General features: G+C 65.2%; 14 protein-coding genes and 1 pseudogene. 11 read left to right on the forward strand and 4 right to left on the reverse strand.

The features are described 5' to 3' along the window. Nucleotides 1-67: 67 nt before the first annotated feature. Nucleotides 68-1,456, reverse strand: coding sequence for an APC family permease (locus tag RTN46_RS00450; protein WP_312178460.1), 1,389 nt, complete (start codon nucleotides 1,454-1,456; stop codon nucleotides 68-70). After that, nucleotides 1,443-3,086 (reverse strand): amidohydrolase, encoded by a 1,644-nt coding sequence (locus tag RTN46_RS00455; protein ID WP_312178461.1) that lies wholly within the window; start codon nucleotides 3,084-3,086, stop codon nucleotides 1,443-1,445. Before RTN46_RS00455 ends, RTN46_RS00450 begins: the two co-directional genes overlap by 14 nt. Before the next feature lie 224 nt (nucleotides 3,087-3,310). On the opposite strand from RTN46_RS00455, the gene RTN46_RS00460 reads away from it, so the two are divergent. From RTN46_RS00460 to RTN46_RS00490, 7 genes are all read left to right on the forward strand, one after another. Next, complete coding sequence (locus RTN46_RS00460) at nucleotides 3,311-3,958, forward strand: TetR/AcrR family transcriptional regulator C-terminal domain-containing protein (protein WP_312178462.1); 648 nt, start codon at nucleotides 3,311-3,313, stop codon at nucleotides 3,956-3,958. Between the two features lie 99 nt (nucleotides 3,959-4,057). Further along, a complete protein-coding gene (gene bsh, locus RTN46_RS00465) occupies nucleotides 4,058-5,005 on the forward strand; it encodes a choloylglycine hydrolase (protein ID WP_312178463.1) in 948 nt (315 codons plus the stop codon). 454 nt (nucleotides 5,006-5,459) lie between these two features. After that, on the forward strand, nucleotides 5,460-5,675 hold the full coding sequence (locus RTN46_RS00470) for a hypothetical protein (protein ID WP_312178464.1): 216 nt from the start codon (nucleotides 5,460-5,462) through the stop codon (nucleotides 5,673-5,675). A gap of 138 nt (nucleotides 5,676-5,813) precedes the next feature. Further along, entirely contained in the window at nucleotides 5,814-6,074 is a 261-nt protein-coding gene (locus RTN46_RS00475) for a hypothetical protein (protein ID WP_312178465.1), read from the forward strand. Between the two features lie 5 nt (nucleotides 6,075-6,079). Continuing rightward, complete coding sequence (locus RTN46_RS00480; RefSeq protein ID WP_312178466.1) at nucleotides 6,080-6,280, forward strand: hypothetical protein; 201 nt, start codon at nucleotides 6,080-6,082, stop codon at nucleotides 6,278-6,280. 121 nt (nucleotides 6,281-6,401) lie between these two features. After that, nucleotides 6,402-6,815: a hypothetical protein gene (locus RTN46_RS00485; protein WP_312178467.1), complete on the forward strand. Its 414-nt coding sequence runs from the start codon at nucleotides 6,402-6,404 to the stop codon at nucleotides 6,813-6,815. Nucleotides 6,816-6,920: 105 nt separating this feature from the next. Next, nucleotides 6,921-7,490: a sugar O-acetyltransferase gene (locus RTN46_RS00490; RefSeq protein ID WP_248317429.1), complete on the forward strand. Its 570-nt coding sequence runs from the start codon at nucleotides 6,921-6,923 to the stop codon at nucleotides 7,488-7,490. 43 nt (nucleotides 7,491-7,533) lie between these two features. Here RTN46_RS00490 and RTN46_RS00495 read toward each other — a convergent pair whose 3' ends face one another. Further along, nucleotides 7,534-8,613, reverse strand: a complete 1,080-nt coding sequence (locus RTN46_RS00495) for an alkene reductase (protein ID WP_396157090.1) — start codon at nucleotides 8,611-8,613, stop codon at nucleotides 7,534-7,536. 325 nt (nucleotides 8,614-8,938) lie between these two features. Between RTN46_RS00495 and RTN46_RS00500 the strand changes: the two genes are divergently transcribed. Then, nucleotides 8,939-9,394, forward strand: a complete 456-nt coding sequence (locus RTN46_RS00500; RefSeq protein WP_312178468.1) for a DUF3592 domain-containing protein — start codon at nucleotides 8,939-8,941, stop codon at nucleotides 9,392-9,394. A 165-nt stretch (nucleotides 9,395-9,559) separates the two neighbouring features. Then, nucleotides 9,560-10,705, forward strand: a complete 1,146-nt coding sequence (locus RTN46_RS00505) for a Vms1/Ankzf1 family peptidyl-tRNA hydrolase (protein ID WP_312178469.1) — start codon at nucleotides 9,560-9,562, stop codon at nucleotides 10,703-10,705. A gap of 296 nt (nucleotides 10,706-11,001) precedes the next feature. Here RTN46_RS00505 and RTN46_RS00510 read toward each other — a convergent pair whose 3' ends face one another. Beyond that, complete coding sequence (locus RTN46_RS00510; RefSeq protein ID WP_312178470.1) at nucleotides 11,002-11,364, reverse strand: DUF1801 domain-containing protein; 363 nt, start codon at nucleotides 11,362-11,364, stop codon at nucleotides 11,002-11,004. 274 nt (nucleotides 11,365-11,638) lie between these two features. Between RTN46_RS00510 and RTN46_RS00515 the strand changes: the two genes are divergently transcribed. Then, nucleotides 11,639-12,607: an ABC transporter ATP-binding protein gene (locus RTN46_RS00515; protein ID WP_312178471.1), complete on the forward strand. Its 969-nt coding sequence runs from the start codon at nucleotides 11,639-11,641 to the stop codon at nucleotides 12,605-12,607. Between the two features lie 29 nt (nucleotides 12,608-12,636). Next, a pseudogene (locus RTN46_RS00520) lies at nucleotides 12,637-13,100 on the forward strand (ABC transporter substrate-binding protein); the annotation flags it as partial.

The raw sequence follows: 13,100 nt of genomic DNA on the forward strand, positions 1-13,100 counted from the left end.
CCTGGCGGCGGGACCGGATCCGGTTCCGCCGCCAGGCGCCCTTTCTTTTTGGCTGGTTACGGGTGCTCTATTTCTCGGTCATATCCAGGTTTGGCGTGGGGCGGCGGAAGCCCCGCGTAATCACCAGCAGCCAGAGGAAGCCGATGCCGAGCCAGACCAGCCCTATGGTCAACGCGGTCGAGGACAGGCTGGTCCACAGCCAGACCGTCAAGCTCAGGCCGGCCAGGGGAAGCAGCAGGAACCGCAACGTATCCGCGGTGCTGCGCCTGGCCTCATCGAAGTAGTAGTGCTTGATGACGGCGAGGTTGACCGCGGAGAACGCCACCAGTGCTCCGAAGCTCACGGTTTCCGAGATGAGCTGCAGCGTCACGAACAATGACCCCATCCCAATGACGGAGACCGTCAGGATGGCGAAGACGGGGGTGTTGTATCGGCGGCTCAGCTGCCCGAAGAAAGGCTTGGGCAGTACGCCGTCGCGGCCCATCGCATAGAGGATCCGCGAAGCGGATGCCTGGGCTGCGATGGATGATCCTAGGCCGCCGGCGATAAACGCGGCGGTGAAGATGGCCGTAAAGACCTGGCCGCCAACGGCGGCCATCACCTCCAGGGATGCGGAATCGGGATCGGTGAAGACATTGCTGGGATACGCCAGCTGGGCCACGTAGGCGAGGATCACGAACAGGATTCCCGCCCCCAGCGTGACCAGCGTGATGGCAATGGGCAGCGCGCGGCGCGGGTTCTTCGTCTCTTCGGCCAGGGTGGAAATCGAGTCGAAACCCAGGAAGGAGAGGCACAGGATCGCAGCCCCGGCCATTAGCGGGGCGAAGCCAGTTTCGCTGCCGCCCCCGGTAAAGGGTTTTGTGAGGCTCAGGTCGGCCTGCCCGGTCGCGGAGGCCACCGCGAGCACAACGAAGACCACAATGAACACTGCCTGGACGGCAATAATGACAAGGTTCGCCCGGGTCACCGAGACCAGCCCAACGATGTTCAGGGTCGTGACGATGCCTATCACCAGGAGGATAAAGACCCAGTTGGGAATCATCGGGAAGGCTGCATTGAGGTAGATGCCGGTGACCAGGTAGTTCAGCATTGGCAGGAAGAGATAGTCCAGCAGCAGGGACCAGCCGGTCATCAGGCCCGGCGCCGGGCCGAAGCTCTTCTGCGTGTAGGTGTATGCGGACCCCGCATAGGGAAAGGCCCGCGCCATGAGCCCGTAGGACCGGGCGGTGAACAACATAACGCACAGAGTGATGAGGTAGGCCGCGGGGAGCCGTCCCCCGGAGACCTGGGTGACGATCCCGTAGGTGGTGAAGACTGTCAGCGGAACCATGTAGACCAGCCCAAAGAGCACCAGGGCGGGAACGCCCAGTACCCGTTTGAGCTGCGGGGCGGTGGTGGTGCTTGTGGTCGCTTTCGCGGTCTCCGCCGGAACCGTGCCGGAATCACTTGTCGACATGGCTCAGCTGCCCTTCGTGTGCGCCGCTGTACGTGGCTGCTCCCGCGAGGTAGGTCGCAAGGATGGGGTTGGCGGGCAGGTCATTGGCCGCAGTTGCGCGTGGGTCACGCCCGAACCACACCAGGTCGGCGCTGTGGCCCACTGCCAGGGTGCCCCAGGGGGCAAGGGTGTGGTCAGCGAACGCCTGGAACGACGTGCCCCGCGTGTAGATGTCCAGCGCGTCCTCCATGTCGATGATCTCTTCGGGAACCCATCCGCCAGCCGGGTCCCCGCCGGTCGTGGTCCGTGACGCGGCAATGGCGATGCCCTCGCGCGGGTCCGCCGAGGAACAGGGCCAGTCCGACCCGAAGGAGAGCGCCGCACCGGATTCCGCCAGCGTGCGCGTCTTGTACTGCCGGTCGGCCCGTTCCCGGCCCAGCCGTGGAATGGTCAGAACGGTCATGAGTGCGTCCAGCTGTGCCCAGAGCGGCTGCAGGTTCGCGATGACGCCCAGCCGGGCAAAGCGGGCCAGATCGGCGTCGCTGGCCAGCTGCACATGCGTGATCACGGGGCGGGCCGCTGCAGATTCGGTGGCGGCTGCCGAGAGCTCCATGGCGTCCAGGGAGATGCGCACGGCGTCGTCGCCAATGGCGTGGATGTACGGCTGGAAGCCCTCGGCACGCACGGCGGCAACAGCATGCGACAGCCTAGCCGGCTCCCAGATCCGCATCCCGCTGTGGCTGGCCGTGCAGTAGGACTCGAGCAGCGATGCTGTTTCGTTCTCGATCACGCCGTCGGCGAAGAACTTGACGGTGTTGGCCGTGAGGTAGGGATGGTTAAGGTCCCGGACTCGCTGCCGGAGGGCAATCATCCCGGGCAGGGAGTCCTCGAAGTTCCGCGGATCCGCCAGCAGGGCCAGGTTCATGCGTACCTTGAGCAGCCCCCGGCGGGCAGCCTCGAGGTAGACCTCGACGTCATCCGCCGACACCCAGGTGTCCTGGGCCCAGGTAATTCCGAAGGAGGAAAACATTTCCAGGGCGGTAGTCAGCGCGGTGAGCCGCACTTCAAAATCGTGTGGCGGGCAGACCTTCTCCATGAGGTCAATGGCGCCCCATTCGCGCAGCACGCCCAGCGGCGATCCGTCAGTCCGCCGCGGGATTTCCCCCATCTCCGGGTCAGGGGTATCAGCGGTGATTCCGGCCCGGCGCAGCGCCTCTGAGTTGCACCACAGCGTGTGGTAGTCCCAGCCGCGCAGGACGACCGGCCTGTCAGGGACCGCTTCGTCGAGCCAGCGGGCGTCAAAGAGGCCACCTTCGACGAGGGAACCGTTGTAGGAGGCGCCCTGGATCCACTCTTCGTCGGGATGATCCTGTGCGTAGCGCCGCACTTCCGTGATTATGGCGTCCACGGAGCCGAGTCCGCTGATCTGCGGGCCGCGCTGTTCGATCCCGCCGAAAATCGGGTGGGAGTGCCCCTCACCGAATCCCGGCATTAGGAATCCGCCGCGGAGGTCTACTGCTTCGTGCGGGGTGTCCTGGGCCTGCCGCACGGCGTCGTCACCGAGGGCGGCAATCAAACCGTCGCGGATGAGCAGGGCATGGGAATCCCCCAGTCCCTTTCCCGGCCACACCGTTCCGCCGTGAAACAACATGGATCCAACCTGTTGCCTGTTCATACAAACCCTTTCCAAGGCCGGGCAGCGTAAATGGCGCAAGCCGGGGCGCTGCCCAGGAGACGGAGCTGAGCCAACCTGACCCCCACAAACGAACGAACGTCGTTCGTATAGATGTAGAAGGGAACTTACAGCGGAGGCTAGAGTGTGTCAATGGTCACATTTACGCCTTGTGGCGGGGGTCCCAGGGGCAGGAATCACGGATGGGCATGAACCGCCGGAAAATCGCCGCCGCCGCCTTGCAGCTGGTGGGGCGTGAGGGACTGGAAGCGCTCACCATGAAACGGCTGGCCCAAGAGGTGGATCGGCGTCCAGCGTCCCTGTACAACCACATTGCGGGCAGGCAGGACCTCATCGAGGCGATGCGCGGCATTCTGGCCGAACACATTCAGGCTGACCAGTTCCAGTCCGTGGAGTGGCGGGAAGCGCTGGAGGCCTGGGCGCGCGACTATATGCGGGCCTTTACCGAACATCCGAACGTCATCGCCCTGATGGCCACAACGGCCATTTCCGATCCTGCGACCCTGGCCACCTACGAACGGGTGGTCGCCGGGCTCGTCCGTGGAGGCTGGCAGCGCGGCGAAGCGGTGGCTGTTATGCGCGCCGTGGAGGCCTACGTCCTCGGTTCGGCCCTCGACATCGTGGCTCCCGATACGCTGCTCAACCGCAGCTCCGTGCCTCCCGAGCTCACCGAACTGCACGCGAACCTGGATCCGCAGGACGCCGGGGCCTGGAGCGCGGAGGCGGCGTTCGACCTTGGGCTCGGCGCTTTGCTGGACGGGCTCACGGCGGCCTTGGAAAGCAGCGGAGCGCAAGGTCTCCGGATGCGTTCGGCGGCGCCGCTGGACTAGAACCCATGCTGCGGGGCCGTGCTCGAGATTTCCTCCTTGAGCATCGGGGACGGGCGTCGACCCTGCCACCCGCCCGGTGTCCGGGCCTACCCTGACACTATGTGTACAGGCATCAGATTCTCTGACGGCAGTGGAAACCTCTATCTCGCACGCAATCTCGACTGGACTTTCGGCTACGGGGAGCGGGTGGTGCTGACGCCCACCGGGTACGCCACCAGGTCGCCGTTTGGCGCGGTGCCGGGGATCCGGCACGCTGTTCTCGGCATGGGCATCGTGGAAGAGGATACGCCGCTTTATTTCGACTGCGGCAACGACGCCGGCCTGGCGGTTGCCGGCCTCAACTTCCCGGGATATGCGGAGTACGCACCGGAACCGGTCGAGGGCGCGGTGAACGTCGCCGCGTATGAATTCCCACTCTGGGTGGCCTCCCAGTTCGCCAGCGTGGACGAGGTAGAGGCCGCGCTCGGCGGCGTCGTCATTGTGGACAAGCCGATCAACGAGAAGTACCCGAGTTCCCTGCTGCACTGGTTTATCGGCGACTCGAAGCGCGCCATTGTTGTGGAGTACACAAGCGACGGTATGCACGTTTTCAAGGACGACGTCGATGTCCTGACGAACCAGCCCGGCTTTCCCTGGCACCACGAGAACCTGCGCAACTACCTCAATGCCTCGCCCGACTTCCCCGAGAAGGTTGTCCTTGGCCGGGCGAATCTGGCCCCCTTCGGCTCGGGGTCACTCATGCGCGGGATCCCCGGCGATTACTACTCGCCGTCCCGGTTCGTGCGTGCGGCCTACGTCAACGCGCACTACCCGGCCAAGACGACCGAGGAGGAGAACGTCAGCCGCGCGTTCCACACCCTGCAGCAGGTCGCCATGGTGGACGGCAACGCGGCCATGGGCTCCGGCGAGTTCGAGAAGACCATCTACACCGGGCTCTTCTCCTCCCGGACGATGACCTACTACTGGAACACCTACGAGGATCCGGCCATTCAGCGCGTCGCTATGGCCGACCATGCGGCCGGCGGAACGGAGATTGTGGTCGTCTAGGAGGCGGTGGCCCCGGGGTTCGCCGGTAGCGCGGGGCGAGGGACCCAGACACATCGTCCAACGGGTACCTGGGCTACTCCCTTTGGGGACAATCCGGCCGTCAGGGGACTTCCCTGCCACGGCGCCGCGCAGGAAAGTCCCAAAGTGGCAGGGATTTCCCAAAACGGAGGGAAACGGCGCCACACCACCGCGGCGAAAGGCCCCAGAAAGCAAACAAGGGGGCGCACTGCAGGGATCAAAGACAGGTAGCCCGAGGTGCTGACAACGGAACGTAGGCCATCTAACGTTCCGGGAACGGACGCAGGCGCTTCGGGCACTCTGGGCGTTGGGGGGGGAATCTCATGCGGGTCATACTCCCGAGCACCGCCCTCGCAGGGACGGACTTCACCAGTTCGGCTCAGGACCGGGGGAACCTGTGAGGTCCCGGCCGCTGGGCACGAAAGGCACGGTATTCGTGGCCGCCGGGGTTGGCGTTCTGGTGATCCTGGTGTCCTGGTGGCTGGGCAATGCCTACTGGCTCGTGGGACTTGGGTCGGGGCTGGGTGTGTGGCTTGGCGTCCGCTGGGGGAATAAGAAAGCACGCGAGGTGGATGAGTATCGCAAGGAGTGGCTCGCCAAACGGAGCGGCACCCAGCCTCCTGCCGGGGCTGAGGACGAGGGAAAGCCATGACGAGGGGCAGCTCGGGTGGCTGTGGTTCGTTACCCGCGGAAACAGTGGGGGTGAACCGAAGGCGCGCCTGTAGTAACTCCACGCATGAATTAGGTACCCGGACGCTGAGGTCACGTGCCCTTGAGAATCGAGGCAAATATGAGACGCCTGCTCGTCGAACTGCTCTTCCTCGGACCTTTCTGCCTGCTTGTCTGGATGTACTCCGACTATGGGTGGATCGCAGCCGTGGTCTCGGTAACCATCATGTTCTTCACCGCGGATCTCGCCGGCCGTTGGGGCAGTGCCCAGGCAGCTGAGACTGCGAAATATCGTGAGGAGTGGCTCGCCAGGCGAAAGAAAAGTCCGCACTCCGATGGTTCTGACGCTCGAAGCAGCGAAGACCCCAAGCGGAAGGCATGAAGAACGTGCGAAAAGACCGTCTGCCTTCCTGGCCGCAATGCGTACTCCTGCTGGTCATCGCGGGCGCTGCAGTCGCCGGTCCGGAGACGAAGCCCGCGCACTTCATGCTGGCCGGCATCTCCGTCGCAATAGTTGTGGTCGCAGCGTTCCTCAAACTGGCCGGCGGCAAATCGAATGGGTCCGAGAAGGACGACTCATCGGACTGATGTGCGCCTTCGACCGGAAATTGTCGGGTGCTGTATGGTGGCCGATCATAGGTCGACGTTGACCAGCCGCAGTCTCCCCCAAGGACCAACAGCTGGACCGCGAAACAAACTGGGAGGCTGCATGCGCGCGAAGGTCCTGTCCATTCTTGGTGTGAGTGCCCTGCTGCTGTGCGGGTGCACGCAGGCGGCATCGGTGCCTGAACCAGTGCGGGTGACGCCTGTACCGGAGGATCCCCTGGTTCCCACCCATCCGGCCGATGAGAATTTCTTGGGAAGCGTATCCGGGTCCGGTTCAAGCTCAGCTGGGTTCGGGCCAGCAGGCGCTGCCGTCGCGGTATACCTGGCTTGCCAGTCCGATGGCGAACTCGTTGTAAACGTCGCCAATACCGGCAAGACTTCCGTCGCCTGCGGCACCCCCGAGGAACCGACCCGCACGGTTTTTGAGCTGGACTCCCCTGTCGCCAAGCTTTTCATCGACGTTGAGTCCGACGACGTACTGGCGTGGGGCCTCACAGTGACTGACGCCGGAGGTTAAAAGGGCTGCATCGGGAAGTCACACGGAGCCGCCGTCTTTCGCCGGGGCCAGCCGCTACGGTGAATGAGGGGCGGCACCGCTGCGGACAGCCCCGGATAGGACACCATGGAACTTGACCATCTCCTCGCCGCGTTGAACGCCGGCGAAACCATTACCGCCGGCTCGCCCCTACACGAAGCCATGCACCACGCCAGCCAGGAAGCCCTGCAGATCACCGGGGAACTGAACAGCGGCTACCACGAACCGGCCAGGGTACGGGAACTGTTGTCCCGGCTGACCGGAAGGCCGGTGGATGAAACCGTGGCTCTGTTCCCGCCGTTTTCCGCGGATTTCGGCAGGAACATCATCCTCGGGAAACGGGTCTTCATCAATTCCGGCTGCCGGTTCCAGGATCAGGGCGGCATTACCATCGGCGATGATTGCCTGATCGGCCACAACGCCGTCCTGGCAACGCTCAATCACGATCTGGCGCCCAGCAGGCGTGCGGATATGCACCCCGCGCCGATCACGCTGGGCCGGAACGTCTGGCTGGGCTCCAATGTCACGGTGCTGCCCGGCGTGAGCATCGGGGACGATTCCGTGGTGGCTGCCGGTGCTGTGGTGACCAAGGACCTTCCGGCCCGTTCCCTGGCCGTCGGCTCCCCTGCCCGCGTGATCCGGTCGGTCGAAGACTAACCGGATTCACGCGGGCTGCCGTCGTTAGGCAGGCAGGAGCCGGTTAGGAAACAGGAGCCAGCTCCGGGTAGTCCGTGTAGCCGGCCACACCATCGGTGTAGAACGTGGCGTAATCCACCTCGTTGAGCTCCAGGTCTTCCTGCCAGCGGCGGGCCAGGTCCGGGTTGGCGATGGCGGGACGGCCGACGACGACGGCGTCGGCCAGGTCTTCCTGAAGGAGGGCCACGGCGTCTTCACGGGTGGTCATCACGCCGAACCCGGTGTTCAGCAGCACCGGGCCGGCGAAGCGGCGGCGCAGTTCCTGGACCAGGTCATCGGCCGGGTCCTTGTGCAGGATGCTGAGGTAGGCCGGCTTCAGCGGTGCGATGCCGTCAACGAGGGCCGTGTACGTTGCGAGCACGTCCTCGCGGTCGGTTTCCAGTACGCCCTGGATGTTGTGCTCCGGGGAAATCCGGATGCCGACGTGGTCAGCGCCGATCGCCTCGACCACGGAGCGGAAGGCCTCGACAACAATACGTGCCCGGTTTTCCGGGGATCCGCCGTAGGAGTCGGTGCGGGTGTTGGAGACCGGGGAGAGGAATTCCTGCAGCAGGTAACCGTTGGCACCGTGCAGTTCAACGCCGTCGAACCCTGCCTTCATCGCGTTCACGGCCGCGGACGTGAATTCCTGCACGACGCCGGGGATTTCGGCTTCGGTCAGGGCGTGCGGCACCGGGTAGGGCTGCTTGCCGTCGTAGGTGTGAGCCATACCCTCGAGCGCGATGGCGCTGGGGGCGACGGCGCCGCGTCCACCGTTGATGTTCTCGTGGGCCACACGGCCGGAGTGCATCAGCTGGGCCACGATCCGGCCGCCGGCGGCGTGCACGGCGTCGGTGACCTTCTTCCAGCCGGCGACGTGCTCGTCGGTGACCAGACCCGGCATCCGTGTGTTGCCCTGACCGGTGAAGGACGGGTAGATGCCTTCACTGACAATGAGGCCAAGCGATGCCCGCTGGCGGTAGTAGTCGATCATCATGTCAGTGGGCACGCCGTTCAGATCGGCGCGCATACGGGTCAGCGGGGCCATTACCAGGCGGTTGGGCAGTTCCATGGCGCCGAGGGTCAGCGGGGTAAACAGGTTCACTAAGGGGTTCTTTCTATCGCTCGCTTCAGGGCCGGAGGGTCCTGAGCTGAAGTTCGTATCTCCAGCAACAACCGAGGGAACGGCCGGGGATATTCCGCGAAGCGGGGGAAGTCACACGCAGGTGCGGATGCCGGCGTCGTTGCTTCGAATCTGCAGCAACTCCGTGGGTGCTAGATTCGAACGGAGTTGGGCGGTACGCCGTTTCTGTCCCCCCGGTGGAGGAGGAACCCATGCCCGCATGCCTGGAGGAACGCGCCTGATGCCCCGACGCCGAAGCCTCAAAACCCTATGGGCCAAAAGGAAACAGCCAGCGCCTACCCTGCTGGTGACTGGGCTTTCGCTCGTCGCCGGGCTCTTGATCGGAGGGTTCGGCGTCCATGGAGTGCAGAGCGACCGGAACCTTATCGAATCCGGGACCGCCGTCACGGGCACCGTCCTGTACTTCTATGAGCAGTCCGCCGGCCGTTCCCGCGAGACCATCGCCGTCACGGTGTTTCCGGCGCCGGATCCTTCCTTTCCCCATTGGGTGTACTTGGATCAGGTGGTGCGGACGGGCGGAATCTTTCCTCGCCAAGACGCCCCGGAGGCCCTGACCGGGCAATCGGTGACTGTTTACTACAACCCGGACGATCCTTCGGAGGCCGTCGTGGACGGCTGGGAGCGAGGGTATTTGAGCTGGTGGACCGCCGCGGTGCTCTTCTTTGGACTGGGAGGCGCCGTTGCCACCGTGAAGACCCTCTTTGACGATGCGAAGACAAGGCGGGCCCGGGCCGCGAAGTAGATGCGCCGCAAACCCCAGCCGCTCAAAGATGCCGGCAACCTCAGGTCACCATGCTTCTGGATGGCCTGCTGGGCAGCGACTTCGCCAGCCCCTATAAATGCCGCAGACGCCGGTGCTAGCGTGGATCACGGATTGAATCGCTGCAGGGCTGCGAAGGAGACCAAGATGACCCGGAAACTCCACGAATTTGCTGACCTTTACCGGCGCAAGGGGCCCTGGTGCGTCGCGTACGTAGACGCTTCAGCTGGGACCACAGACAGCCTGGAAGCCGCCGAGGTCCGCCCGGGCGACGTCAGGAGGGCGCTGGCCAAACAGGGTGCCCCGCCCCAGGACCAGGAAGCCGCGGAAACTGCAGTACTCCCCGCGGACGGATACCCCTCCCCGGTGTCGCGGTTCCTTCTCATCCAGCAGGGCACAGTGGCCTTGAACGAAGTGCTGCCCGGCCCGCTCGTGCTACCGGAACGAGTCTCGGTGGACCCGATCCCAGACCTGCTGCCGCTGCTCAAGCACCGCCCCGAGGAATTCCCCTACATCGTCGCCGAAGCCTCCCGTGAGGACGCGGAGATCCGGCTGGAGTATGCCGGCGGCGGCCATCCCGCCACCGTCCAGGACGTCGAAGGGGAGACAGAAGACATCACCAAGCTCCCGGCTGGAGGCTGGTCACAGGACAAGTTCCAGCGGCAGACCGAACAGATCTGGCGGCGCAACGCTGATCAGGTTGCCGAGGAGATCGACCGGATTGCGGACAGCAGCGGAGCCAAGTTGATTGTGCTCGCCGGTGACGTCCGGGCGCGGGGCCTCGTCCGGGACCAGCTCACCGAAGCGCACAAGGCACTGGTCAGCATGATCGATTCCCATCCGCGCACTTCAGGATCAGCCAACGGCCATTTCGACGACGAGATCCAGGAACGCATCGCCCTGCTGTGGGCTGCTGAGCAGGAGCAGATCATGGACCGCCTCGCCCTCCAGGAGGGGCAGGCCAACCCGGAATCCGTCACTGGCTTCGGCCAAGTGGTGACCGCCCTCCAGCAGGCCCAGGTGGAGGTGCTGATCCTGAATGACAGAGCCCTGGCCGACCGCCATCTGTTCGCCCTCGATGCCGAGCCCTGGGTGGCCAGCGCCCAGGAGCAGACTCTTGGAGCAGAGGTCCTCGGCCAGGTTCCGGCGCCGGCCGCTTTGGTCCGCGCGGCTGCCCTGACTGACGCCAGCCTCCTGCTGGTGCCCGACGGCGTCCTGCCCCACGCCGTCGACGCCGCCGCGCTGCTCCGCTGGCCCACCGGGCCGGAAGCTCCGGGAAGAAAGGTTCCCTAGGCTGCTGCGCGGCGGGTGAGTCTACCTGTGTGTCGCCGTGTCCCTCCGCTTCGGGAAAACCCACCCGTCGTGTGACCCGTTCACCTCCGCTTCGGGAAAAACCCACCGTTGTGTGGCGCTGTTTCCCTCCGAATTGGGAAAACCCTGCCGTAATGGGATTTCCCTCCTGAGCGCACCGGAGGGAAATCCCCTAAAGGTCGATTTGACCCAAAACGGAGGGTTTTAGAGGGTACATTCGCAGCAGGGCAATCAGACGTACCAGTGCCAGCGCACTACTGATCCTTCGAACCCGGCCTCTACTGCCGGTTGGCGTCAATTTCGCGCACATGCACGCGAACAAGGTCTTCGACCAGACGGCTGGGCAGGGGCTTGTCCAGCGTGAATCGGATCGAGTGTTCGGTGGTCTTGTAGTCCTCGAGCTGGTCCCGCAGCTCCTCGATCGCCCATGAAGAGGGATAGAAGCTCATGTGCTTCTTGGATGCGGTGAAGTACACCAGTGCGCGGTTCTTATATTTGAGCGTCGGCATCCCGTAGCTCATGGTCTCTTCGGCGTCCGGCACGAGTTGGGTGACGAGCGTGCGGATCCGCTCGAGTTCTGCCCGGTACTCGGGGTCGAGCGCACCGAGATACTCTGCAACACTCTTCGCTTTCTCCGCCATGACACGAGTGTAGTGCTGGCTTCATCCGCGATCCCGCGCGTCGCCAGGCCTGGCGGCCCACTGCGGCTCGGTCCGTCGGGGCAGGGCCGATGACCTTGTGCGTGAAATTATGCGCCGTGTGACGTGCGCCCGGACCCGGATTGCGTCCGCTCCCCCTAACTCCTATTGTTTGTTAGGCAAGGCAAGCCTAACCTCCCCTCCCGGGCGGTCGAAGCGGCCCGGCCGCGCGATACCCGCTTGATCCACGTACGTTCCTTCTGCCCTGAGGTTTGCCATGTCCCGGAGAAACACCCGACGCCTTGAGCGGGAGGATACCTCCGGCGAACCGGAGACAGCTGCGCGGCCGGCGACGGCGCTGAGCGGCGAGCAGGTGCGCCTGGGGTACGGGAGAGACGCCGTGGTCCACGGCGTCTCCCTGACGTTCCAGCCGGGACAGGTCACGGCACTGGTTGGCCCCAACGGCAGCGGGAAATCGACACTGCTGCGGTCCATGGCCCGGTTGCACCGCCTGGACGGCGGGCTGATCACACTGCACGGGAACGACGACGGCGACGGCGAGCGCGGATCCCGCGGCACCCACGGCTCCGGCGCGGGCGATCGCGGAACTGGCACCCCCACTGACCGGTCCGTAACGGCACTGACCTCCCGCGAGTTCGCCCGCGAGGTGACGCTCTTCTCCCAGTCCCGGCCCGCTCCCCAGGGCCTGACCGTCAGTGAAGTCGTCGCGTTCGGACGGCACCCCTACCGGCACCGGTTCGCCGGGCTCTCCGCTGAAGACCACCGCGTCATCACCCGGGCCATGGCCGCCACCGGGGTCCACGACATGTCCGGCCGGTCCGTCAGCGAGCTGTCCGGCGGGGAGGTCCAGCGTGTCTGGCTCGCCGCCTGCCTGGCCCAGGAGACCGGCGTCGTGCTCCTGGACGAACCCACCAACCACCTGGACCTGCGCTACCAGATCGAGATCCTGGACCTGGTCCGTGACCTGGCGGACGACGCCGGAGTCGCCGTAGGAATTGTCCTGCATGACCTGGACCAGGCCGCCCGCGTGGCCGATCACCTGCTGCTGATGTCCGCTGGCCGCATCCATGCCGCCGGAGCACCGCTGGATGTGCTGACCGAGCAGAATATCGGCGACGTGTATGACATCCGCGTTGAGGTCAGCGTCGACCCGGGCACCAGCCGCATCCGTATCGACCCCGTGGGCCGGCATGCCACCCGCGGCCGGTCCGCCGCCAAAGCCTGATCTTAACCACCCATCCGAGAGGCACCCCCATGACCCGACTCCGCCCACTAGCCGCCACAGCCTCCATGCTGGTTGCCGCTGCGCTGACCCTGTCCGCGTGCGGCACCACCGATGTGGAGGAACCGGCCGACGCGGCAACGGCCGCCACGTCTCAGGCCTGCGCCGACGACACCACCACGACGGCGACCGGCCCGGTCTCGCTCACCGACGGCGTCGGCCGCACGGTGGAACTGGACAAGCCGGCCGAGCGCATCGCCGTGCTGGAATGGCAGCAGATCGAGGACGCCCTCACGCTGTGCGTCACCCCGGTCGCCGTCTCCGACACTGACGGCTACGGCACCTACGTCAGCGCCGAGACCATCCCGGAGGGCGTCACCGATGTGGGCACGCGCGGGGAGCCTGATCTGGACACCCTCTACGCGGCGGACCCCGACCTGATCATCGTGGAGGCCTTCAGCGCCGACGACGAACTGATCGCCCAGCTTGAGGAGCG

The sequence above is a fragment of the Arthrobacter sp. genome (genome assembly GCF_031988865.1).
Lineage (GTDB): Bacteria > Actinomycetota > Actinomycetes > Actinomycetales > Micrococcaceae > Arthrobacter_B.

Coding starts and splice junctions, on each gene's coding strand:
- bsh (WP_312178463.1), top strand. CDS start 4,058: ATGTGTACAGGCATCAGATTCTCTGACGGCAGTGGAAACCTCTATCTC.
- RTN46_RS00475 (WP_312178465.1), top strand. CDS start 5,814: ATGAGACGCCTGCTCGTCGAACTGCTCTTCCTCGGACCTTTCTGCCTG.
- RTN46_RS00505 (WP_312178469.1), top strand. CDS start 9,560: ATGACCCGGAAACTCCACGAATTTGCTGACCTTTACCGGCGCAAGGGG.
- RTN46_RS00490 (WP_248317429.1), top strand. CDS start 6,921: ATGGAACTTGACCATCTCCTCGCCGCGTTGAACGCCGGCGAAACCATT.
- RTN46_RS00460 (WP_312178462.1), top strand. CDS start 3,311: ATGGGCATGAACCGCCGGAAAATCGCCGCCGCCGCCTTGCAGCTGGTG.
- RTN46_RS00455 (WP_312178461.1), bottom strand. CDS start 3,086: ATGTTGTTTCACGGCGGAACGGTGTGGCCGGGAAAGGGACTGGGGGAT.
- RTN46_RS00485 (WP_312178467.1), top strand. CDS start 6,402: ATGCGCGCGAAGGTCCTGTCCATTCTTGGTGTGAGTGCCCTGCTGCTG.
- RTN46_RS00450 (WP_312178460.1), bottom strand. CDS start 1,456: ATGTCGACAAGTGATTCCGGCACGGTTCCGGCGGAGACCGCGAAAGCG.
- RTN46_RS00510 (WP_312178470.1), bottom strand. CDS start 11,364: ATGGCGGAGAAAGCGAAGAGTGTTGCAGAGTATCTCGGTGCGCTCGAC.
- RTN46_RS00515 (WP_312178471.1), top strand. CDS start 11,639: ATGTCCCGGAGAAACACCCGACGCCTTGAGCGGGAGGATACCTCCGGC.